Consider the following 23,953-nt stretch of genomic DNA (forward strand, 5'->3'; position numbering starts at 1 on the left):
GGCCATTATAACACAAATATTAAGTATCAATAACTATATTATTAAAAATTAATATATTTTATCAAATTAAGGGGCCTTATAATAGAACCATGACGTCAGCTTGATAACAAACAAAAACAGGAGGTAGTTTCAGTGAACAGAAGAAAGATATGGGGATATGGAGTGGGAGCATTGGGGAAGGACCTGGCAAATATCGTAATCAGCTCGTACCTGCTTGTATTTTACACGAATGTACTGGGGATTTCGGCAGCGGCAGGGGGAACCATTATGATGGTAACAAAGATCTGGGATGCCATCAATGATCCGATGATGGGGATCGTTGCTGACAAGACGAAAACCAGATGGGGAAAGTTTCGTCCCTATCTGCTGTTTGTACCGATCCCGCTGGCAGTATGCGCGGTACTGACCTTTACTCCGGTCAGCTTTTCCTACACCGGAAAGTTAATCTGGGCGGCGGTTACCTATACGCTGACCAACACGCTGTTTACCTGTTATGATGTGCCCATGCTGGGAATGGTGCCGTCTCTCAGTGACAGCCCGAGGGACCGCAACGCACTGGCAACATCGGGGCGCTTCTTCACAACAATTGCTATTTTGCTTGGGAGCACCTTCGCCTATCCGATGATTCAGTATTTAGGCGGAGGCGCGGAGGTACAGAATCTGAAGAAAGGATACCCGGCTTTTCTGGCGATCTTAGGCGTAATATCCATAGCGGGTGCGTGGATTGCGTTTGCCAGCACGAAGGAAGTGGCGGTCGCTGAGCAGGAAACGCTGTCGGTAAGCCGTCTGCTGTCTGCGTTAAAGAAAAATAAACCGCTCTACATACTGCAGGGGATGAATCTGTTTTTCAGCATGGGCATGATGGTATCGACTTCTGTAGGCGCGTACTATGTGATGTATGTAATCGGCAGGACAGAGCTGATCTCCATTTATATGCTGGCGCTGACCTCGGCTATGACGGTCAGTACACTGGTGATACCGGGCGCTTTGAAACGAGTCTCGAAGGAGCGCTTTATTGTGGCCGCACTGGGAATTGCGGTGGCTGCAAATATCATGATGTTTCTGTTTGGGGCGGCTAATATTCCGCTGCTTTTACTCCTGTCATTTATCAGCAACGGCTGTTCCTTTGCACCGGCCGTGGTGATGACTGTGATGGTCTCGGATGTGGCGGATCATACGGAATACGAAAAAGGATACCGCGCGGACGGCGTACTGTTCTCCATCAATTCCTTTGTAATTAAACTGGCAACAGCCATAAACAGCGGGCTGATCGGTTTCATGCTCACCGCCAGCGGATTTGACGCGGCCAGAGAGGTGCAGTCCTCCGCGACAGTCACGGGAATCAACGTGGTCCGTTATCTTTACCCGATTGCCGCGTTTGCTGTCACCATCGCACTGTTGAAGCTGTATCCGCTGAATGCGGAAAAGCTGGATGTGGTCCGTACGGAATTAAAGAGAAAGAGAGGTTCAATCGAATGAAAATAACAAAACTAAGATGCAGCGGCCTGAATAATCCATTAGGGTTAAAGTGGGGAAAACTGGAATTTTCCTGGATTCTTCAGTCACAGAACCAGAATGTGCGGCAGCAGTCCTGCCGTCTGATTGTAAACGATGCGGAAGACGGGAGCATTATCTGGGATACCGGAGTCGTGGAGACTGCCAGCCAGTCCTGCTGTTTTTCTCCGGAGGAAAAGCTGCAGTCGGGAAAGCGCTATGCGTGGCATGTGTTGGCCTGGGATAACAGGGGGGAAAATGCAGTCAGCGGGACTGCATCATTTACAATGGGCTTAAAGCGCGGGGAATGGCTTGCGCAGTGGATCGGATGTCAGGAGAAGGATCTGGATGAGACCGTTAAAATGGCCGACAAAAAGGAGATGACAGCGGCATTTCTGGCCATGGTCTCGGGGGAGAAGAATGCATTTATCCCGGATCGGAAATTAAATCCCTGCCACATTTACCGGAAGGTATTCCGATGCGGACAGCAGGCGCCGCAGACCTCCTTCCTGTCTGTCACTGCGCATGGGCTGTACCGGGTGCAGATTAATGGAACGGACGTGACGGACACCAGGCTGAATCCGGGTTTTACGGCCTATGACAGCTATCTTGAATACCAGACGTATGAGGTCGGCGGACTGCTGAAGGCCGGAGAAAATGTGATAACGGCCGTGCTGGCAGACGGATGGTACCGTGGAAAATACGGAATACTCGGTTACGGCAATAACTACGGAACCGAACTGGCCCTTTTGCTTCAGCTGGATATCGACTACGGGGACGGGCAGCGGGAGACCGTGAGCTCTGATACGGAGTTCCGGTATCATCAGTCCGCATATCTCTATTCGGATCTTCTGATCGGTGAAAAACAGGACGGAAGAATGGACAGGAACGAATTTGCGTCTCCGGAGTTTGACGACAGCGCATGGGAGCGCGCGGCAGTGAAAAACGGTTCCTTCGATGTGCTGCAGGGGATTTCGGCGGAACCGGTGCGCTGCACAGACGTAATGGAGGCGAAGGAGATTCTTCTCTCGCCAAAAGGGGAGACCATAGTCGATTTCGGACAGGTGATGGTCGGTGTGGTGAGAATCGAGGCAGAGGGAAGCGAGGGAGACACAATCAGGCTGGAGCACAGCGAGGTCCTGGATAAACAGGGAAACTTTACGAACAATGTATCCGGATACAACCGTGACCAGACCGACTATTTCATCTGTTCCGGAAAGGGAACCGAGATCTTTGAACCGGAATTTACCTTTCATGGCTTCCGCTACGTAAAGGTAACGGGATATCCGGGAATTCTGAGCCCGGAAAAGATAAAGGCGGTGGTTCTTGGCAGTGATTTGGAGGAGACGGGAGAGTTCCTTTGCTCCGATACAAGGCTGAACCAGCTTCAGTCCAATATCCGCTGGAGTCAGAGAGGAAATATGCTTTCGATCCCGACAGACTGCCCCCAGCGGGAGCGGGCCGGATGGACGGGCGATATCCTGGTCTATGCCAAAACGGCGGCTTACAATCAGAATGTGAAGCAGTTCCTGAGAAAATGGCTGAAGAACATGGAAAAGGAACAGTTCTCCGACGGATTAATTCCCATTATCGTCCCGTATCCCATCGCCTACAGCGCGATGCAGAAGGAAGCCTTTGGGACAGAGACATCGGCCGGATGGGGCGATGCAGCCGTCATTGTGCCGTGGGTGCTGTATTCGTGTTATGGGGACCGGGAAATTCTGGAAGAAAGCTTTGAGATGATGGTCAAATGGATGCAGTACGTCGAGGCGGATGCGTCCTCCCACATGCCGGAGCTTCAAGGCCTGGTGACGGAAGAACGGAGAGAACGGCAGAAATACTTATGGAACACGGGATTTCATTTCGGAGACTGGTGTTATCCAAGCTGTAAAAATGACCGGGGTGAGACCGACATGTTCCGCTCGGCGTACACGACGAAAGAGTATGTGGCGACCGCCATGTATGCATACTCCACGGACGTCATGAGCCGCGTCTGTGCCGTGCTGGGGAAAACAGAGCAGCAGAACCATTATCAGATACTGAATGAAAAGATCAGAAAGGCATTTTCCGATGAGTATGTAAACGGGGACGGAACGATCGGGGGCGCGGTACAGGGCGTCTATGTGCTGGCCCTGGCGATGAAGATGGCGGAGGGAGAGAAGCTTAAGAACATGGCGGCCCGCCTGGCAGAGATGATTGCAGCGAATGATGACAGGCTTGACACCGGTTTCCTTTCTATTGAACATTTACTGGACGTGCTGACAGAATACGGGTATCAGGATATTGCGCGCCGCCTGCTCTATCAGGAACGATGCCCATCCTGGCTTTACGAAATCAACAGCGGCGCCACCACAATCTGGGAAACATGGAATGCAGTTCTGGAGGACGGAACTCCCACGGATAACTCCTTTAACCACTATGCGTTCGGCTGCGTCGGAGACTGGATGTACCGCAATCTGTTGGGAATCAAACGGGTAAAACCGGGATATGAAGAATTTCTGATCAAACCGGACTTTTCCTATGGACTGGTTTGGGCGAAAGGCGCTTACCAGTCACGGTATGGGCGGATCGAGTGCCAATGGCATCTGGACGGAAATCAGGGAGAACTCGCAGTGACGGTTCCCGTGGGAACAAGGGCTGTTATGGAAGCCGGAGAGGAGAGAATGGAGGTTGGAAGCGGCAGCTATGTTATGAAATTCCAGCTCACAGCAGGCAGAGAATGCGCTTAGGCGCAGACTCTGTCTGTTTTTTTCTACAGAAAATATGCTTCACGTGAGTCATAAAAAATAGTACAATATACACTATGACTCATCTGTGCACATAAGAAATTATTGAAATAAATGGCGGACTCATTAAAATAAAAAGTAAGGAGGAAATGATCCGGTGATTACGAGAGAAGATGTAGCGAAGAGGGCCGGCGTATCGGTCAGTGCAGTTTCCAGAGCAATGAACGGCAGAGGATATGTTGCAAAGGATAAGAAGGAAGCGATCTATAAAGCAGTGGAGGAATTGGGCTACAGGCCGAATCCCCTGAGTAACTCCCTGAAAAACAGGCAGACTTATCAGTTGTGTTTTTTCGGTTCGGATATCTACAATTCCTTTTATACAGAGCTTTTTAATAAAATGTCCGATTATGCCATGGATCGCGGGTACACATTGTTCTACTTTTCTAATTTCAGTGTGGAACGGGTAAAAACCATGCTGATGGATGGAATGATTGTGGAGAACGACAGTGTGGCGGAGGAGGTGCAGGCACTATTGGGAGAACCGTTTTATATGCCGATTGTCACTGCCTCCTACGGAGTCCCGGTTAAGAATTTAAAACGGATTCCCTATGTGGATGTGGATACGTACGATGCGGTAGAGCTTGGACTTGCTTACTTAAAAGAGATGGGGCATAAAAAAATTGCCTTTGCTACTTTATATGATTTCTTTCATGACAGCCGTTTACATCCGAGGCATGTGGCCTTCGGTAATCAGATGAAGGCGGTCTATGGAAAACAATTTAGGGATTACATAATCGACAATGCCGGAAACACGAGACCGGCTTTTGCCAGAGAAAATTTTTTCGAGGAGGGAATGAGCGGTGCTGACCGGTTCCTTGAACGAAACTGTGGGGCGACTGCCATCTTCTGCTTTAATGATGAGTTCGCTCTGGGAATGCTGAGGCGTTTTGAACAACTGAACATCAGGGTTCCTGAAGATATATCGATTCTCGGCATCGACGGGATCGAAAACAGGAAGTATGTGACACCGTTTCTATCTTCTGTGTCTTTAAACATCGGAGAGCAGGCAGAATGCTGCGTCAGTACCCTGCTGGATATGATTGAGGGGCGCAAAGTAAACTATTTTAACTCCTTCAAACCGTATTTGAGCGAGGGAAATTCTGTAAAAAAACTATAAAGAAATAATGATACATAAAGGAGACTAAATACTATGGGCATTCATTTTGGAGTTGATTATTACCCGGAACACTGGCAGAGAGATCGGTGGGAGACCGATGCTGAGCTGATGAAGGAGATGGGGCTTACGGTAGTCCGAATGGCTGAATTTTCCTGGCACAAGCTGGAACCGCAGGAAGGAAAGTATGACTTTGCATGGCTGGACGATGCCATCGACCTGCTGGGCCGCTGCGGAATCAGGACGATTGTGGGAACGCCTACGGCTGCTCCGCCTGCCTGGATGGCAAACCGCTATCCTGAGATTCTTCCGGTGGACCGGGAGGGGCGGGTAAGAGGCTTTGGGGGGCGTCACCATGACTGCCAGTCCAATGCCGTATACCGCGGGTTTGTGCGGAAAATTGTGACTGCTATGGCCGTTCATTATAAAGATAATCCGAATGTCATCGGATGGCAGCCGGACAATGAGCTGGGAAACAGCCATCATGATTTGTGTATGTGCGAAAGCTGCCGGAAGAACTTCCAGGGATGGCTCGAAAAGAAATACGGTACTGTGGACCGCTTGAATGAAGCCTGGGGCAATGCCTTCTGGAGCCAGGAGTACAATGAATTTTCGGAAGTATTTACACCGAGGATTACAGTGACAGGTGAAAACCCATCCGCTATGCTGGACTGGAAATGCTTCTGTTCTGACTTGATTGTGGATTTCATGAAGGAGCAGACCGATATTATCCGCAAACACTGCCCGAACCATTTTATTACCCACAATTATATGGGCTTTGCTGATAAGGTGGACTACTATGATTTGGGAAAGGAACTGGATTTTGTCAGTCATGACCAGTATCCCGGCGGATTTTTTGCCGATGAGTCCCATGGACGCGGCGATATCCTGGCCTCCACCCTGGATGTGGTAAGAAGCTACAAAAATAAAAACTTCTGGATCATGGAGCAGCAGTCAGGAATCACCGGCTGGGAAGTGATGGGGCGTGCGCCGGCGCCGGGGCAGCTTTCCCTGTGGTCCCTCCAGTCGGTGGCTCACGGAGCCGATGCGGTGGTGTATTTCCGCAGGAGAGTCTGCGCAATGGGGACGGAGCAGTACTGGCACGGAATTCTGCCTCACAGCGGTAATCCCGGCCGCAGATATTATGAGCTGAAGGAGATGATACGGAAGGCAGCTCCATTGATGGAAAAGATGGAGGGCTCCATGCCCGCTCCGGAAGTCGGCATCGTATATTCGTTCCGGCAGAATTACGCCCTTCAGATTCAGCCGCAGAATCCCAATATGTCTTATACTGAGCAGATTCAGGAGTACTACAGGGCATTTTACGACAGACAGATTCCGGTGGATTTCGTGCCGGATGACGGGGATTTCGGTAAATATAAGCTGCTTGTCGCGCCGCTTCAGTATCTGATGAATTCCGAACTGGAGGAACGTTACTTCCGTTATGTGAAAAACGGCGGCCATTTAGTCCTTACCATGCGAACCGGAGTGAAGGATGAGACCAATATCTGTATGACTGACCGGGAGCTTCCGGGACGGCTGTCTGAGCTTACGGGCTCGGAGGTATTGGATTATGACTGCTTAAGAGATGCAAGAGTATCGGCGGTATTTCAAAATGAAAGCCACACAGCCCGAAACTGGTGTGACATCATAACCGTGAAGGAGGGAGCGGAGGTCCTTGCAGTCTATGGCAGTGAATTTTATGCGGGAGAGCCTTGCGTTACTAAGAATGAATACGGACAGGGCTGCTGTTACTACATCGGAACGGAGCCTGACGAGGCGTTCATGGCGGCCCTGGTCCGGTATATGACAGATGCAGCGGGGATCGCAGCGTTGGGAAATGCGGATGAAGGTGTAGAGCTTGCCGCCAGAGAAAAAGCTGATCGCAGATGGATCTTTGCTATGAATCATACAGACCGGGAGAGGACTTACTCCGTGGATTCCTCCTATCGGCTGGTCTATGGCGAAGAGGCAGGGAAGCTTAATGGATATGAGGTACAGATACTCGAGAGGAAGATTTAAAATGGTAGCATAGCTGCTATGTTATTCTGGGTTTTGTATTCTGGACTCAGAATGTGGATTGAAATAAGGTAATCAGAGATTCTGATGATATGTGAGGCCGTCTTAGGATTACCGCTTACGGCCCACCGAAACGTTTCGTTACCCGAATATACATAAAAATGACCGGGAGTGCCGGACACAGAATGGGAGTGTCCGCTGCTCACGGTCATTTTTATGGCAGACGGGAGCCGGCTTTTTCTTCTTACATCATATCTTAAATCCTCTTCCGTGGTAATTTTATTTTTACTTCTTCTGAAACCACGCCCAATTCCTGTCAGAATTCCATGATACATTCAACCGGTGGAGAAAGGCTGCAGCTTGTTAATCAGCATAATTAACGACCGCTCGTTGCCGAATCCAATGATTTGAAAATCTTCAACGGGGAGTGCGGCAGTAAAAAAATAATATTATTGTGATAAAAACGGTAAAATTTTACTAGATTAAAAGCGGAAAATATAATTGTAGGCACGTTTAGTTAAAAAATAATCAATTTTATTATGACAAATGCACAAAAATGAGGCAGTAAAATCATGCATAATATTGAAAATGTGATTTTTACTTAGTAAAACATTGAATATTTTACTAATGTGTGTTACGATGTATTTACCAAAAGTTAAGGAGGAAATAATTATATGAAAAAGACAATTGCGGTGATTGCGGCTCTTTCTGTGGCGGCTGTGACAGTACTGAGCGGGTGTGGGGCAAAGGCTGACAGCCAGGCAAACGGCGGCAAGGTAAAGATCCGTTTTGCATCGTGGGACAATGCAGAGGATCTGGATAAGCAGCAGGCGCTGGTAGACCAGTTTAACGCCAGCCATGACGACATCGAGGTCTCGCTGGAAGCTTACGGAAGTGAGTATGATACAAAGATTAGTGCCGGCATGGGATCGGGAGATACGCCGGACGTGCTCTACATGTGGGATTACCCGTCCTACTATGAAGGCCTGGAACCGCTGGATTCCTACATAGAAAAAGAGGGCGCAGATTATAAGGACAACTACTACGACGCGTTATGGCCATATAACTCCAAGGGAGATTCGGTCTATGGCATTCCGGTAGGCTTTACCACACACGCGCTGTTTTATAATAAGGATATTTTCGCACAGGCGGGAGTCGCTGAACCGACCAATGACTGGACATGGGACGATCTGATGGCGGCAGCGAAGACGATCACCGAGAAGGTGGACGGCGTGAAGGGCTTTTCCTTCCAGATGAAGCCGGATCCGTACGATTATGAGATGTATTTATGGAGCAACGGAACCGCGTTTGTGGATAAGGACGGAAACCTCGATGGAAATTTAAACTCCGACAAGGCAGTTGACGCTGTCGCCATGTTCCAGAACATGGAAAAGGACGGATATGGGGTGGCTACGGAGAAGAACGGTACAGACGAGTTCAGAAGCGGCCAGACAGCCATGTATATCTACGGCGCATGGTCGATTGCCTCCCTTAATGAGGACGGCTTAAACTACGGTATCGTCGATATTCCGGCATTTGCGGGAGCGGGCCATGATTCTGTCAGCATCTTAAGCTCCTCAGGCGTATCGATTTCCAAGGATTCCAAGAACAAAGACGCCGCCTGGGAGTTTGTGAAATACTGGACAGGCGAGGAGATGAACAAGGCGAGAATCGGCTATGAGCTTCCGGCTTTAAAGTCTGTCGTAGAGTCCGAGAAGATCCTGGACGATCCGGCCAACGCTCCATTTTACTCCATGCTGGAGCAGAGCAGCGGCTACACACCTGCAAGCTTTATTGTAGACAACTGGTCCGAGCTTAAGGACACCCTGGATCTGACCTTTGAGCGTGTCTATAACCCGAGTACCATGGAAGATCCGGCTGCCGTACTGAATGAGGCGGTATCCGAGATGCAGTAAACTGCAGACATTCCCCGCAGCAGGCCAACCCTGTGCGGGGAACTTAAATGGAGGTAAATCATGGAGAAGAAAAGTTTCCTTAGAAAGGCAACTCCCTATCTGTTCATCCTGCCGTGGATCATCGGGTTCATCGTCTTTACAGCAGGCCCCTTAATACTGTCGCTGGTGATGAGCTTCTTTGACTGGCCGATCACATCGACGCCGACGTTCCGGGGACTGGGGAATTATGTGGAAATGTTTACAAAGGATAAACAGTTTTACAAATCTCTGGTCATCACATTAAAATATGCCGCAATCTTCGTACCCCTTAACATGATTATCGCCCTGTTCCTGGCCATGCTGATCACGCAGCCGGTAAAGGGTGTCAAAATTTACAGAACCATTTTCTATATCCCCGCAGTCGTATCCGGCGTTGCCATCTCCATCATCTGGGGATGGATTTTAAACGGCAACTACGGCGTGTTAAACTATCTGCTCTCCCTGCTGGGAATCGAAGGCCCCAACTGGCTGGTGGATCCTTCCTGGGCGCTTCTGGCCGTTATTCTGGCGAGCGCGTTCGGCGTGGGGACCATGATGCTGATATTCTATACGGATATCAAGAGCATTCCCATCGATTTATATGAGGCTGCTTCCCTGGACGGCGCCAGCCCGGCGAGACAGTTCTTTTCCATCACACTGCCGATTATCACGCCGACGATTCTGTTTAACTTGATTACATCGTTAATCAGCTCATTCCAGCAGCTGACCCTCGTCATGCTGCTCACAAACGGCGGACCGTTAAAATCTACATATTTCTACGGGATGTTTACCTACAACAACGCGTTCAAGCACCACAAGCTGGGATACGCAAGTGCCAACGCATGGGTGATGTTTGTCATTATCCTGTTCCTGACAGCCCTCGTATTCAAGTCCTCCTCTGCATGGGTATTCTATGAGACCGAGGCCAAGAATTCCAAGAAGAAGACCAAGAAAGGCAGGAAGTAATTATGAGTATGTCGAAAAAATCAAAGATCATCATCTACGTGCTTTTGACCATTATGGCCCTCTATTTCCTGTCACCGTTCGTCTATATGCTGTTTACCACATTTAAGACGGAAGCGGAAGCCATCGCCTATCCGCCTAAGATGTTCCCGAAGAAATGGCTGGTGGAAAACTACTTAAACGCATGGAACGCACAGCCCTTCGGACGTTACCTTTGGAATTCCATTGTGGTAACGGTCGGAACCACGGCGGGACAGATTATCTCCTGTTCGCTGGTGGCCTATGGCTTTGCAAGATATAATTTCAAAGGCAAAAATGTCCTGTTCATGATTCTGCTGTCCACCATGATGATCCCCTGGGATGTGACGATGATCCCGCAGTATATGGAATTCAAGATATTTGGATGGATCAATACCTTAAAACCGCTGATCGTACCGGCCTGGTTCGGTTCTGCCTACTATATTTTCCTGATGAGGCAGTTCCTGATGGGCGTGCCGAAGGACTTTGAGGAGGCGGCCAGAATTGACGGCGCCAATGCATTCCAGATTTACTGGCGGATTTTTATGCCGATCATGAAGCCGCAGTTAATCTTAGTCGGCGTTTTGAACATGATCACCGTGTGGAACGACTACCTTGGGCCACTCATTTTCTTACAGGACAGGAGTAAATTCACCCTGGCTCTCGGGCTGGCATCCTTTAAGGGAGTTCACAGCACAAAGATCATACCGATGCTCTGTATCACAGTCATCATGATTCTGCCCCCGATCATTGTGTTCCTCTTTGCACAGAAACACATCGTGGAGGGAACGAGCGGAGCGATTAAATAATAGGAGACAACTATGGAAAGACGTAAAAAGAAACGATGGGAAGATGAGACAATCACAGGAATCGGAAGACGCGGAGCCAGAACCTCATTTTATGAGGATTCTGCCAGACATGTGAGCTTAAACGGCGACTGGAGATTTCTGTATCTGGAAGCGCCGGAATTCTCTCCGGCTGGATTTGAAGAGCCGGGAAGCGGGGCGGGCTGGGATACCATCGATGTCCCCTCTGTATGGCAGATGCGGGGATACGATCATATGCACTATACGGATGTCCTGTACTTATTCCCGGTCAATCCCCCATACATACCGTCGAAGAATCCTACAGGCATCTATAAGAGAAGCTTTGTTCTGGACGACGCCTGGCTTGCGGGAGATACGATTCTCAAATTCCACGGGGTGGACAGCGCCTGTGACATATGGGTTAATGGCGTCCACGCCGGTTACAGCAAGGTGAGCCGTCTGCCCGCAGAGTTTGATGTCACCTCTCTGGTGAAACCGGGAGAAAATGACGTCACAGTCCGTGTATACAAGTGGTCGGACGGAACGTATCTGGAGGACCAGGATATGTGGTGGTTTTCCGGAATTTACAGGGATGTGGAACTGATTAATGAGCCCAGGAAGGCGGTCCTGGACTGCCGCGTGACGGCGGTTCTGGACACGGCCTGCGAATGCGGCCGGGCCGCCATCGACCTGACGGTAAAGGGAGCCGGAAGCGGAACCTGGAGCCTGCTTGACGGGGAACTTCTGGTGGCAGAGGGGAATTTTACCTCCTCCGGAGACCAGAAGGAGATAAGAATCACAGCCGAAGCCGGAACGGTGCATCCGTGGACTGCGGAGACCCCTTACCTGTACCGGATCAGAATCCGGTTTGAGGACCATGAGATCACGGTCCGGACCGGCTTCCGCACCATAGAGATCAAAGACGGTAATTTTACCGTCAATGGAACCGCCATTCTGTTAAATGGTGTCAACCACCACGACTACAGTCCGACCGAGGGGCGCGCCGTCACGTATGAGCAGATGAAAAACGATGTGATTCTGATGAAACAGCACAATATCAACGCGCTCCGGTGTTCCCATTATCCGGCTGCCGACTGCCTGTACGATCTGTGTGATGAATACGGCCTCTATGTGATCGACGAGGCGGATCTGGAGTGCCACGGTTTCGAATGGGTGGAAAACTATACCTGGATCTCCGATGATCCTGCGTGGGAGACTGCCTACGTGGACCGTGCCGTCCGCATGGTAAGACGGGATTTCAACCATCCCTCCATCATCATGTGGTCCCTCGGCAATGAATCCGCCTTCGGCTGTAATTTCGTGAAGAGCGCGGAAGCGGTGCGGACGATGGATCCGTCCAGACTGGTCCACTACGAGGGTGATTTCGAGGCGGAGGCGGCGGACGTCTACTCCACCATGTACACCTGGCTGGATAAGCTGGAAGAGATCGGCCGCGGCGAAAAGGGGAATCAAAAACCCCATGTCATGTGCGAATACGGCCATTCCATGGGAAACGGAGCCGGCTGTCTAAAGGCCTACCAGGACCTGTTCCGCAAATACAAACGGCTGCAGGGCGGTTTTATCTGGGAATGGTACGACCACGGATTCCTCACAAAGGATGAGGAAGGCCACGAATATTACCGGTACGGCGGCAGCTACGGAGATTTCCCCAACAACGGGAATTTCTGTATCGACGGCCTTCTGATGCCGGACCGCACGCCGTCGCCGGCGCTTGCCGAGTACCGGCAGGTGATTGCCCCGGTGGAAATCCGGAAGAAGACGGGCAGCGGGCGCGAGATTCTTTTAAAAAACTGGTATGATTTTAGCAGCCTGTCCCATCTCTGCGCGAAATGGTGGATTTCCTGTGATGAGACCGTACAGGAAGAGGGCGTGATCGAAGATCTGAATGCCGGGCCGGGAGAGGTCTGCCGTCTGGAAATTCCATACCGGCCGTTTATGCCGGAGAGCAATACGGATTACTACTTAAATGTGTCGGTCTGTCTGAAGGAAGACGCCCCCTACGCCGGAAAGGGCCACGAAGTATCCCGCGGGCAGTTTCTGCTTAAGGAGCATCTGGAGACAGCCGTGCTCCATGAGGCGGGCGGCCGCCTTGTGACGGAGGATGACGGGATCTTCTTTAAAGTAAAGGGCGAATCGTCGGAGGTGGTGTTCCATAAGATCTACGGCCGACTGGAGCGCTGGACGGTGGCTGGAAAGCCATACGTGACGGCGGGGCCTGAGGTGACGGTTTACCGGGCTACCATAGACAACGATATGTATAAGAAGGATGACTGGATGAACAAATACTTCATACAGCTTCCGGATGAGCAGATGGAGTATTTCAGGACAGAAGAGCATGAGAACCGTGTCGATGTGACGATCGGTACGTATTTTGGCTGCTTAAACCAGTCGTGGGGATTTTTGTGCGACTATCACTATACGGTGTACGGAGACGGCGCTGTGACCTGCCGCCTGGAAGGAAAGCAGATTCAGCGCGGGAAAGCGGAGCCGGGATTTCTGCCCCGCATCGGTATCCGGATGAAGGCGTCAAAGGACCTTCAGAAGGCCGCGTGGTACGGCCTTGGCTTCCAGGAGAATTATGCGGACAGCAGGGAAGCGGCATTTATGGGAGTCTACCGTTCCGATGTGGACGGCATGTCCACCAATTACGTATATCCGCAGGAAAACGGCCATCGGGAAGAGGTCTCCTGGTACTCGCTTGGCGACGGGGAACGCAGTCTTCTGGTGACGGCGGATCAGCCTCTGGGGCTGAATATCCACAATTACACGGAGGAGAGCCTGGAAGAAGCAAAGTATCCGTGGCAGATCAAGAAGGCGGAGGATGTGATCATCCATATGGACTACCTCCATTCCGGTCTGGGAAGCAACAGCTGCGGCCAGGAACAGGAAGAGGCGTATAAGGTGAAACGCCAGGATTTTGCCCTGAGCTTTACCATGCGGGCAGTCGATGCGGCGGAAGATGTAGCACAGTCGAAAATAAAATATCTGGATTAAAGGAAGGAAGCGTGGAAAAGACGTGATAAGAGAGCGATTTTCAGAACACATAAGGAATTACTTAAGCGATGACTCGTGGATGATCCTCGAGGATCATTACGATCCGGAGGAGAATTTAAAATACGAAAGCCTTTTCTGCCTTTCCAATGGATATCTGGGAACGAGAGGCGCCTACGAGGAACGGGCGGCAAAGAGTATTCCCTGTACCTATATTAACGGCGTTTTTGATAAATCGGAGACCTTCATGAGAGAACTGGCCAATTTACCGGACTGGCTGGGGATAAAGCTCTATGTGGAGAAGGAGCTGATCGGCATTGAGACGTGCAGAGTCCTGGAATTTTCCAGGGCTCTGGATATGAAGCACGCGCTGCTGGCCAAACGGTTTGTCCTGGAAGATAAGAAGGGGAGGAGGACCGAGGTGGAGGGAATCCGGATGGTAAGCCGGGCTAACGTCCACCGAATGGGAATCCGCCTCTTCGTGACACCGTTAAACTACAGCGGGATCATCGAGGTGGAAAATATCATCGATGGCTCCGTCATAAACTTCTGCGATGCGCCTCGCTTTAAGGTGAAGCATACCAGGCTGCTCACAAACTGCCCGCTTACCGACAAAGGCGCCTATGTGGAGGTGACGACGAGAGACCGGAAGCTCTGCGTGGGAACCGGAAGCCTTATGGAGGCCTACGCCGGGGGCAGACCCGTGATGAAGAACCGGAGCTTCGGGGCGTTTGGCGAAACCGCCGTAGAATTTCAGGATTTTGACGCGGAAGAGGGAAAGGCTGTGGAGGTGGTAAAATACGCCTCCGTCTATACGGAACGCGAAGTCCCGGATTATGAGCTTCACTGCCGTGTAAGAGACGAGATTAAAGGCTTTGCCGCCGACGGCTTCGAGACGGAGATGAGACGCCACATCGAGGTGTACGCCCGCATGTGGGATGAGGCCAACATCGAGATCCGGGGCGATTTTGATCTGGACCGCGCCGTTCGTTTTACCCTCTTCCATCTGATGAGCACGGGCAGCGAGCACGACGACAGGGTCAACGTGGGAGCCAAGCTTTTGAGCGGCGAGGAATACGGAGGCCATGCGTTCTGGGATACGGAGCTGTTCATGCTGCCGTTCTTTGCCTGCGTGTTCCCGGACACGGCCAGGAATCTGGAAAATTACCGGTACCGCCTTCTGGATGCGGCAAGAGCCAATGCGGCAAAGAATGGCTACCGCGGGGCCCAGTATCCCTGGGAATCGGCGGACGACGGCACGGAGCAGTGCCCGGACTGGACCATCGAACCGGACGGCACCTGCTACCGGTGCTACGTGGCGGTTTACGAGCACCATGTGACCGCCGCTGTGGCCTATGGAATCTACAACTACGTGAAGATAACCGGAGACCGGTGTTTCCTGCGTGAAAAAGGCGCGGAGATCCTGATCGAGACAGCCCGATTCTGGGCCAGCCGGTGCGAATACAACCGGAAGATGGACCGCTACGAGATCCGCCGCGTCACGGGGCCGGACGAATGGCATGAACCCGTGGATAACAATCTATACACCAACTACCTGGCAAGGTGGAATTTAGGCTATGTCCTGGAGCTTTTAACGGAATGGAAGGAAGACGGGACGGGGCTCTATGAGGAGCTGAAGGCCCGCCTGAATATCCGGGACGAGGAACTGGAGAGCTGGTCTCACGTCAGGGAGAAAATGTACCTTCCAAAGGGTATGGAAAATGGCCTGCTGGAGCAGTTCGAGGGATACTTCGATCTGAAGGAAGTGACGATAGAGGCCTACGATGAGAACGACTGGCCTATTCGCCCGGAGATTCTGAGGACTGTCCCAAAGACGCAGACCCAGATCATCAAACAGGCGGATGTGGTAATGCTTCTCCATCTTCTCGGGGAAGAATTCGACGAGGAGACGAAGCGAAAGAACTATACGTATTATGAAAAACGGACGCTTCACGGCTCCTCCTTAAGCCCCAGCATCTATTCTGTCATGGGACTCCATGTGGGCGATGAGACGAAGGCCTACCGCTATTTGAGGAGGGCGGCGTTCATCGATCTGACCGATTTACAGAAGAACACGAGGGAAGGCATCCACGCGGCCAACGCAGGCGGTGTGTGGCAGACCGTGGTGTTCGGTTTTGCAGGCGTGTCATTTTCGGAAGACGGCGTCGTGGATATCCGTCCGCATATGCCGAAGGAGTGGGAAGGCCTGTCCTTTAAGCTGCACCACAGAGGATCCAAGATGGAGATTACTGTCCTGCCGGACAACAGCGTGACGGTGACAGTACTGGAGGGCGGTCCGGTGTCGGTTCGCATAAATGGTGAGGCGATGGTTCTGGAAGGCTCCGGCCCGGCAGCAGGAGGACGGTCATGAAGAAATATCTGGCAATATTCGGACTGATCCTCGTGACCGTGATCTGGGGCGGCGGCTTCGTAGCCAGCGATATGGCGCTGGAGAGCCTGACCCCGTTCCAGATTATGACCTTCCGGTTCTTCCTGGGAACCGTAATCCTGGGCGGAATCTCTCTGCCCGGCATGAAAGACATTAAAAAAGAAGAGATTCGGGCCGGATTCTTCATGGGATGCGCTCTGTTTGCCGGATTTGCCCTGCAGATCGTGGGTCTCCAGTACACGACACCGTCGAAAAACGCGTTTTTAACGGCCACAAATGTAGTGATGGTGCCGTTTATCGCCTTCCTGGTCTATAAGAAGACGGTAGGGATGAATGGAATCGTGGGAGCCGTCATGGCCATTGTGGGAGTGGGAATTCTGTCTTTGAACGGGAATCTCTCCCTGGGAGCCGGCGACGCGCTGACTCTGGTGGGCGCCGTGGGCTTTGCGTTCCAGATCTTTTTGACGGGCGAGTTTGCACCGAAATACCGGGTTAAGGTTTTAAATACAGTACAGATGGCAACGGCATTTCTTCTGTCTGCCGTATTTCTGGCGGCGCAGGGAGAATTTTCTGTACATGCTACTTCCACAGGCTGGCTCAGTGTGTTATACTTGGGGGCAGTGAGTACCGCGCTTACGTACCTTCTTCAGACAAACTGTCAGAAGTATGTGGATGAGACGAAGGCGGCCATCATTCTCTCCATGGAATCCGTATTCGGCACCCTGTTTTCCGTAATCCTGCTCCATGAAAATGTGACGATGCGGATGATTGGCGGCTGTGTACTGATTCTGGCGGCCGTGATCTTATCCAACTACTCCGGAGAGAAGAAGGAAGAGCTGGAAAAAACAGAACCAAAGAAAGAAAATGTGGGGGTGTAATTATGAAATACCGCGGAATTATCTTCGATCTGGACGGCGTGATCTGCCATACAGACAAATACCACTATCAGGCGTGGAAACAGGTAGCCGATCAGCTGGGAATCTACTTTGACGAGACCATCAACAACCGTCTGCGCGGAGTGAGCCGTATGGAAAGCTTTGAGATCATTCTCGAGAGATATGACGGCGCCATGAGCGAAGAAGAGAAGGAACGCTATACGGCGGAAAAGAACGAAATCTACAAAGAACTGCTTAAGAACATGTCACCGGCGGATCTGGCGCCGGAGGTGAAGGCGACCATGGATGAACTGAGAAAGAGAGGCCTAAAGCTGGCTATCGGTTCTTCCAGCAGAAATGCCTGCTTCATCCTGGGACAGCTGGGACTTGACGGTTACTTCGACGCCGTTTCGGACGGCAATCAGATCACCCATTCCAAACCGGACCCGGAAGTCTTTCTGCTGGCCGCGAAGCTGATCCATGAGAAGCCGGAAGACTGCCTCGTGGTGGAGGACGCCAGAGCCGGTCTCATGGCCGCCAAGGCCGGAGGCATGGATGGCGCCGGGATCGGCGACGCATCGGACTGCGAGCTTGCGGCGTACCATTTGAAATCCTTTGAAGAGCTTTTGGAGGCTTGCAATTCGTAAATCTTCGAGGTATACTAAAAACACTTAGTGAGGTCTTCAGAAACGGCACTAGGTCCGGCGGCACTAGTATCACGGCAGGAACACGTTGTAAGACATTGGCCTGCCGTGATCTTTGACTTTTATGGGGGATAAGAGGGGAATAACGTTATGGCTACGATCAAGGATATTGCGGAGAAAGCGGGAGTTTCCATCGCCACGGTTTCCAGAGTCCTGAATTACGATGAGACACTGAATGTGCAGGATGAGACGAGAAAACGGATTTTCGAGGTTGCGGAACAGCTGGATTACCAGGTAAAGGATAAGAAAAAGAGAAAGAGGAAGCTGAAAATCGGCGTCCTTTATTCCTATTCTCTGGAAGAGGAGCTGGAGGATACGTATTATCTCTCTGTCCGTGTGGCTATTGAGAAGAAGCTGGCGGAAGAGGGATACAAGAAGTACCGGATTAACAGCAGCGATACGAAAGAGGACTTATCGGTCCTGGACGGAATCATCTGCCTGGGGACGTTCAGTCAGTCCATGATGGAACGGATCGAGTCGTATCAGAAGCCTACGGTCTTCGCGGACGCGGTACCCGATACGGAGAAATTCGATTCCGTTATCCACGATATCGAGCGGTCTGTTCTGAAGGTGATGAAATACCTGATGGATCAGGGCCATGAAAAGATTGCCTTTATCGGCGGATACGAGACGGACTCGGATGGCGCGGAGGTGGTGGACAACCGGACTTACGCCTATCAGCGCTTCATGAAGCAGGAGGGCCTGTTTCACGAGGAGTATGTAAAGATCGGCGGCTACACGCCCAAGTATGGATATCAGATGATGAAGGAGCTGCTGGAGCTTCCGGACCGGCCGACGGCGGTGTTTGTGGCCAACGATTCCCTTGCCATCGGCTGTTACAAGGCGGTTCACGAAGATGGACTTGCAATTCCCGAGGATATCAGCGTGGTGGGATACAACGATATCCCCGCAGCAAAGTATCTGGTGCCTCCGCTGACTACCGTCCACCTGTACATGGATTTTATGGGCGAACAGGCGGTTTTAGTCCTGGCGGAGCGAATTCTGACCGGCAGAGAGATCTCCATTCAGACACTTATCCCCGCGAAGCTGGTGATCAGAGAAAGTGTAAAAAGACTGGGAAGGACAGAATAGAGATGACAGACGAAGTATTTTTGGAAGAGCTTTTAGATGCGGTGACGGTATCCGGCTATGAGGAAGAGGGACAGGCCGTCATCAGAAAATATATGGAACCACTGGCCGACGAGGTGAGGACCGACGATATTGGGGATACCGTATGCGTGCTGGGTCCGGACCGGGATTTCAGGATCCTGATGACGGCCCATTTGGACGAGATCGGCCTCATGGTGACGACGGTAAACGAGCAGGGACGTCTCCAGGTGATCGACCGCGGCGGGATCGTTCCGGCCACCTATCCGGGCCACCGTGTCAAGGTGATGACAGAGCGGGGACCGGTATACGGTGTTGTGGAATCGTACCGTGATTTCTTTAAAAAGGAAGGCGGCCTGAAGACATCGGATTTTCTGATCGATATCGGCGTGGATTCGAAGGAAGAAGCGTATGAACTGGTGGAACCCGGCGCGCCCGTTGTGCTGGACACCGGATTCTGCAAGGCGGCGGGAGGCCGTTTCTTAAGCCGGGCGCTGGATGACAGGCTCGGCGTATTTATTATTATGGAGGCCTTCAAAAAGGCCCGGAAGCGCGGATGCGACTGCGGCGTGTACAGCGCGGCTACCGTGGGGGAAGAGACCACGAAGAACGGCGCGTACTGGACGGCCTGCCGCGTTAAACCGGATCTGGCTGTGGTGGTGGACGTGACGTATACCAGCGACTGTATCGGCATGAACGCCGCAGATTCCGGCGAGGTAACCTTAGGCGGGGGTCCGGTACTCTGCAACAGCCCCATCGTCTCCAAACGGCTGAACCGTAAGATGAGGGAATGCGCTTCCAGAATTGGAGTGAAAGTGCAGACGGAGGCAGCCAGCAGACTGAGCTATACCGACGCGGACAAGATTCATTTTGCCGGAGAAGGAATTCCCACTGTGCTGGTGTCGATTCCGCTCCGCTACATGCACCATCCGGCCGAGATGGCTGATGAAAAGGATGTGGAAGGCTGCATCGATCTGATTGCAGAGTTCCTTGTTTCATGGGAGATTTCAGGGAGGAAAATGGGATTTGGAGAGCCTGACAAAGAATAAACAGAGCAGAGAGACGATTCGGAAGATGGCAGAGAAGTATTTCCCAGATGATCCTCTGAAGGAATATGAGGAGTTGACGGAAGGCTACTTCAATGTGGCATACGAAGTGATATTTGAGAGCGGAAGACGTGTAATCTTAAAAGTGGCGCCCCCAGAAGGCATCCCCGTGATGGCCTACGAAAAAAATATCATGTTTGCCGAGGTGGAAGCCATGAAGAGGGCGGCGGCAGACCCGCTCATTCCGGTTCCCGAGATATATGGTTATGATGACAGCAGGAGTATCTGTTCGTCCTTCTACTTCTTTATGGAGAAACGGAGGGGAAACAGTCTCTATTCACAGAGTCAGGAGCTGTCGGAGGAAACCGTACATGCGCTCATGAGGGAGACCGGTGCGATAAACCGCAGAATCAATGAGATTACCTGCTCCCGTTTCGGCCTTCCGGGACAGACGGAATGCCAGGGGGATGCGTGGTATCCCGTTTTTAAAAGGATGATGGATATGGGCCTCTGTGACGCGGAGACGAGAGCGGTTGATTTGAAGCTGCCCGTCAGCGAGATCCGGGAGCGTCTGGAAAAAGACCGCCGGTTTTTCGAAGAGGTGACAGAACCCCGCCTGGTGCACTGGGATATCTGGGCCGGAAACATCTTCACAGACGGAGAACACGTGACTGGAATCATCGACTGGGAGAGAAGCCTGTGGGGCGATCCGCTGCTGGAAGTGGGATTCCGGACATTCGGCAGCAACAGAGAATTTATGGCTGGATATGGGAAAGAGACGCTTACAGAAACCGAGGAACGCCGGGCGCTGTGGTATGATATCTATATGGCGGTTCTCCAGACTCTGGAATGTGAATACAGACGCTATGAGACCATGGAGATGTATGAACGCGGAACCGGATTGCTGCAGAGGCAGATGAGTCGTGTGAGGGAGCTTCAGGCAATTTCGTAATGAATCCATACATAAAACGTAAAACATAAAAAAGGAAGCTTACGCACCGCAGACACTGTCTGCCAACGCGTAAGCTTCCTTTTTCAAACATGCTCTAAGCTTCATGCTCTGAATTTATAAATCAAATCCGAAATACTTCACCGTATTATTATAAGAAATACCTTCGATAATCTCCTTCAAAGCCTTCTGATCGTCCGGATACTCTCCGTTTTCTACCCAGCCGCCCACAAGTTCGCAGAGAATTCTTCTGAAATACTCATGTCTTGTGTAGGATAAGAAGCTTCTGGAGTCTGTCAGCATGCCGATGAAGTTGCCGAGGCAGCCTAAGTTTGCCAAAGAAGTCATCTGCTCGGTCATGCCTGTCTTGTGGTCGTTGAACCACCAGGCGGAACCCTGCTGGATCTTGCCCGGGAACTGGCTCTGGAAGCAGCCGATGATGGTGCCGATGGAGGCGTTGTCATTCGGGTTTAAGGAGTAGATGATCGTCTTCGGGATCTCGTCTGTTGCACTGAGCGCATTTAAGAAATCGGCCATCTGAGCGGATGGAGCGTAGTTGTTGATGCAGTCGAAGCCGGTGTCCGGTCCGAGGTTTGCATACATCATCGCGTTGTTGTCGCGCTTGCAGCCATAGTGAAGCTGCATGACCCAACCCATGCGATTGTATTCTTTTGCCACGAAGAGCATGAATGCAGTCTTATACTTTAATTCATCCTCGCGGGTAACCGGTCCGCCGGCCAGTCCCTTTGCGAAAATGGTATCCAGTTCAACCGGATCGGCCGGAACGTACATCACGTATTCCAGCGCGTGGTCGGATACGCTGCATCCTCTGGAGGCGAAGAATTCCATACGGTTCTTAAGCGCCAGCTTTAAGGAGGCAAAATCGGTGATTTCGATGCCTGCGGCCTTTGAAAGCTTCGCCATGTAAGCGGCAAAATCCACTTTCTCAATGTTCATGGCCTTGTCCGGTCTCCAGGCCGGAAGCACCTTCACTTCAAAGGAATCATCCGCGGCCAGTTTCTGATGCCACTCCAGCGTATCGGCCGGATCATCGGTGGTACAGATCAGGGTCACGTTGGACTGACGGATCAGATTGCGGACGCTCATGGAATCCTGGCTGAGCTTTTCATTGCATAAGTTCCACACTTCCTCTGCGGTGTCGCCGTTTAAATATCCTGTGAAGCCGAAATATCTCTGAAGCTCCAGATGGCTCCAGTGGTACAGCGGGTTGCCGATCAGCTTCGGCAGAGTCTCCGCCCATTTCTGGAATTTCTCACGGTCGTTAGCATCTCCGGTGATGTATTGTTCTTCTACGCCGTTAGAACGCATCTGACGCCACTTATAATGGTCACCTCCCAGCCATACCTGAGTGATGTTGTCAAACTTACGGTCTTCGTAAATTTCCTGCGGATTGATGTGGCAGTGGTAATCCACGACAGGCATTTTTTCTGCATAGTTGTGGAAGAGGTCCCTGGCCGCATCCGTAGACAGTAAAAATTCTTTGTCCATAAACTGTTTCATGATAAAATCCTCCTTTTTGCTTCTTTATACAATGAATCCCATCACCTGCAGAGGCGGGGAAATCTTGTTGCATTCATTAAAAATCAGTAGTACCTCAAAAATCAGTAGTGCCTCGTTTGATCAGCTCTGCCGAGATGGTGGTTTTCACCGGAACGTTTCCGCCGCCCAGGACCTTCATCAGCGTAGTGACCGTGGTGGTGCAGAGCGATTCCACCTTGTTGTCGACGGTCGTCAGCTCCGGATCGGTGCAGCGGGACAGAATAGAGTTATTATACCCGATAATATTCATTTCTTCCGGAATTTTGATTCCGGTCTTATTTGCATATTTGACAGCGCCCACCGCCATGATATCCTCGGCGGCGAAGACTGCGTCGAATTTCAAACCGGCGGAGGCGAGAGAACGCAGGAGTTCTTCCGTGCCGTCTAAATCCTTGGGACAGATGCGTACCAGATCGTCGCGGATATTCAAGCCGGCTGCCGCGCAGGCATCGTGATAGCCGGCCAGCTTCTGCAGATTGCTGTAGGAACTGCCGGCGTACAGATAGAGGACGGAAGTACGGCCGGACCGGATCAGCCTGGTGACCGATTCATAGACCGCGGTCCGGTCGTCGCATACCGTGCTGTAGATCTGTTTGCCGTCGAGACAGCCGTTGACCAGCATGATGGGAAGCTCCTTTGAGGCCTCTATGAGATAGGCATTATCCTTCTGCCTGGCCTCCACGTAGTGGGAACCGGCCAGAATGACGGCATCCACCCGCTTGGAGAGCAGCAGCTCCAAATACTTCTTTTTCGTCTCAGGCAAGTAGCCGCTGCAGCAGAGGAGGGAATCGTATCCGTTGCGGCGCAGCTCCTGCTCCAGATAGTAGATGGCGCCGGCCAGCCAGGGATCAGAGGAATCCGCGCACATGATGCCGATGGTGCGCATGGTGTTAAGCCCTAAGCTTCTGGCAAAGACATTAGGCGTGTAGCCAAGTTCATCCATCACCGCCAGAACCCGGTTCCGCGTCTTCTCACTGACATTGGGATTTCCATTGATGACACGGGAAACGGTTGCGATGGAAACGTTAGCCCGTTCTGAAACATCGTAGATATTCAAAACATCACCTCCTTGGAAAATGTAAGTATTTACATATTGTTTTTATTATACAATCATCTGATAAATATTACAATCCCCAGAATATAATTTTAACAAATTCTGTACAAGAACCGTGGTTGT

Annotated in this window: 16 protein-coding genes; 14 read left to right on the plus strand and 2 right to left on the minus strand. The window is 51.4% G+C overall.

All coding sequences use genetic code 11. The features are described 5' to 3' along the window. Nucleotides 1–132: 132 nt before the first annotated feature. The 14 genes from H8S80_RS04335 (at nucleotide 133) to H8S80_RS04400 (ending at nucleotide 21,219) form a co-directional block, all read left to right on the plus strand. Nucleotides 133–1,479: an MFS transporter gene (locus H8S80_RS04335; RefSeq protein WP_117630339.1), complete on the plus strand. Its 1,347-nt coding sequence runs from the start codon at nucleotides 133–135 to the stop codon at nucleotides 1,477–1,479. Then, complete coding sequence (locus H8S80_RS04340; protein WP_117630340.1) at nucleotides 1,476–4,223, plus strand: alpha-L-rhamnosidase; 2,748 nt, start codon at nucleotides 1,476–1,478, stop codon at nucleotides 4,221–4,223. The genes H8S80_RS04335 and H8S80_RS04340 overlap by 4 nt, the downstream gene beginning before the upstream one ends. Nucleotides 4,224–4,377: 154 nt before the next feature. Continuing rightward, nucleotides 4,378–5,397 carry a LacI family DNA-binding transcriptional regulator gene (locus H8S80_RS34735; protein WP_117630341.1) on the plus strand — a complete coding sequence of 340 codons (1,020 nt, stop codon included), beginning with the start codon at nucleotides 4,378–4,380 and terminating at the stop codon, nucleotides 5,395–5,397. Between the two features lie 33 nt (nucleotides 5,398–5,430). Beyond that, nucleotides 5,431–7,416 carry a beta-galactosidase gene (locus H8S80_RS04350; RefSeq protein ID WP_187049038.1) on the plus strand — a complete coding sequence of 662 codons (1,986 nt, stop codon included), beginning with the start codon at nucleotides 5,431–5,433 and terminating at the stop codon, nucleotides 7,414–7,416. A gap of 671 nt (nucleotides 7,417–8,087) precedes the next feature. After that, the gene (locus H8S80_RS04355) at nucleotides 8,088–9,329 is read left to right on the plus strand and encodes an ABC transporter substrate-binding protein (protein ID WP_117630344.1); all 1,242 of its coding nucleotides are present in this window, start codon (nucleotides 8,088–8,090) and stop codon (nucleotides 9,327–9,329) included. 60 nt (nucleotides 9,330–9,389) lie between these two features. Beyond that, nucleotides 9,390–10,313: a carbohydrate ABC transporter permease gene (locus H8S80_RS04360; protein ID WP_002600127.1), complete on the plus strand. Its 924-nt coding sequence runs from the start codon at nucleotides 9,390–9,392 to the stop codon at nucleotides 10,311–10,313. A gap of 2 nt (nucleotides 10,314–10,315) precedes the next feature. Next, entirely contained in the window at nucleotides 10,316–11,137 is an 822-nt protein-coding gene (locus H8S80_RS04365) for a carbohydrate ABC transporter permease (protein WP_002600126.1), read from the plus strand. A 12-nt stretch (nucleotides 11,138–11,149) separates the two neighbouring features. Then, entirely contained in the window at nucleotides 11,150–14,149 is a 3,000-nt protein-coding gene (locus H8S80_RS04370; protein WP_117630345.1) for a glycoside hydrolase family 2 TIM barrel-domain containing protein, read from the plus strand. A 22-nt stretch (nucleotides 14,150–14,171) separates the two neighbouring features. After that, nucleotides 14,172–16,517, plus strand: coding sequence for a glycoside hydrolase family 65 protein (locus tag H8S80_RS04375; protein WP_117630346.1), 2,346 nt, complete (start codon nucleotides 14,172–14,174; stop codon nucleotides 16,515–16,517). Next, complete coding sequence (locus H8S80_RS04380; protein ID WP_117630347.1) at nucleotides 16,514–17,413, plus strand: DMT family transporter; 900 nt, start codon at nucleotides 16,514–16,516, stop codon at nucleotides 17,411–17,413. Before H8S80_RS04375 ends, H8S80_RS04380 begins: the two co-directional genes overlap by 4 nt. 2 nt (nucleotides 17,414–17,415) lie before the next feature. Then, nucleotides 17,416–18,057, plus strand: coding sequence for a beta-phosphoglucomutase (gene pgmB, locus H8S80_RS04385; protein WP_002600122.1), 642 nt, complete (start codon nucleotides 17,416–17,418; stop codon nucleotides 18,055–18,057). Between the two features lie 147 nt (nucleotides 18,058–18,204). After that, nucleotides 18,205–19,206, plus strand: a complete 1,002-nt coding sequence (locus H8S80_RS04390; RefSeq protein ID WP_002600121.1) for a LacI family DNA-binding transcriptional regulator — start codon at nucleotides 18,205–18,207, stop codon at nucleotides 19,204–19,206. A 2-nt stretch (nucleotides 19,207–19,208) separates the two neighbouring features. Beyond that, on the plus strand, nucleotides 19,209–20,270 hold the full coding sequence (locus H8S80_RS04395; RefSeq protein WP_117630348.1) for a M20/M25/M40 family metallo-hydrolase: 1,062 nt from the start codon (nucleotides 19,209–19,211) through the stop codon (nucleotides 20,268–20,270). Then, a complete protein-coding gene (locus tag H8S80_RS04400) occupies nucleotides 20,248–21,219 on the plus strand; it encodes a phosphotransferase family protein (RefSeq protein ID WP_117623704.1) in 972 nt (323 codons plus the stop codon). The genes H8S80_RS04395 and H8S80_RS04400 overlap by 23 nt, the downstream gene beginning before the upstream one ends. A gap of 114 nt (nucleotides 21,220–21,333) precedes the next feature. Here H8S80_RS04400 and uxaC read toward each other — a convergent pair whose 3' ends face one another. Both uxaC and H8S80_RS04410 read right to left on the minus strand, forming a co-directional pair. Next, complete coding sequence (uxaC, locus tag H8S80_RS04405) at nucleotides 21,334–22,737, minus strand: glucuronate isomerase (RefSeq protein WP_117630349.1); 1,404 nt, start codon at nucleotides 22,735–22,737, stop codon at nucleotides 21,334–21,336. A gap of 94 nt (nucleotides 22,738–22,831) precedes the next feature. Then, on the minus strand, nucleotides 22,832–23,833 hold the full coding sequence (locus H8S80_RS04410) for a LacI family DNA-binding transcriptional regulator (protein ID WP_117630350.1): 1,002 nt from the start codon (nucleotides 23,831–23,833) through the stop codon (nucleotides 22,832–22,834). Nucleotides 23,834–23,953 lie beyond the last annotated feature (120 nt).

This window comes from Hungatella sp. L36, assembly GCF_014288035.1.

Coding starts and splice junctions, on each gene's coding strand:
- uxaC (WP_117630349.1), bottom strand. CDS start 22,737: ATGAAACAGTTTATGGACAAAGAATTTTTACTGTCTACGGATGCGGCC.
- H8S80_RS04395 (WP_117630348.1), top strand. CDS start 19,209: ATGACAGACGAAGTATTTTTGGAAGAGCTTTTAGATGCGGTGACGGTA.
- H8S80_RS04380 (WP_117630347.1), top strand. CDS start 16,514: ATGAAGAAATATCTGGCAATATTCGGACTGATCCTCGTGACCGTGATC.
- H8S80_RS04350 (WP_187049038.1), top strand. CDS start 5,431: ATGGGCATTCATTTTGGAGTTGATTATTACCCGGAACACTGGCAGAGA.
- H8S80_RS04390 (WP_002600121.1), top strand. CDS start 18,205: ATGGCTACGATCAAGGATATTGCGGAGAAAGCGGGAGTTTCCATCGCC.
- H8S80_RS04360 (WP_002600127.1), top strand. CDS start 9,390: ATGGAGAAGAAAAGTTTCCTTAGAAAGGCAACTCCCTATCTGTTCATC.
- H8S80_RS04340 (WP_117630340.1), top strand. CDS start 1,476: ATGAAAATAACAAAACTAAGATGCAGCGGCCTGAATAATCCATTAGGG.
- H8S80_RS04365 (WP_002600126.1), top strand. CDS start 10,316: ATGAGTATGTCGAAAAAATCAAAGATCATCATCTACGTGCTTTTGACC.
- H8S80_RS04355 (WP_117630344.1), top strand. CDS start 8,088: ATGAAAAAGACAATTGCGGTGATTGCGGCTCTTTCTGTGGCGGCTGTG.
- H8S80_RS04370 (WP_117630345.1), top strand. CDS start 11,150: ATGGAAAGACGTAAAAAGAAACGATGGGAAGATGAGACAATCACAGGA.
- pgmB (WP_002600122.1), top strand. CDS start 17,416: ATGAAATACCGCGGAATTATCTTCGATCTGGACGGCGTGATCTGCCAT.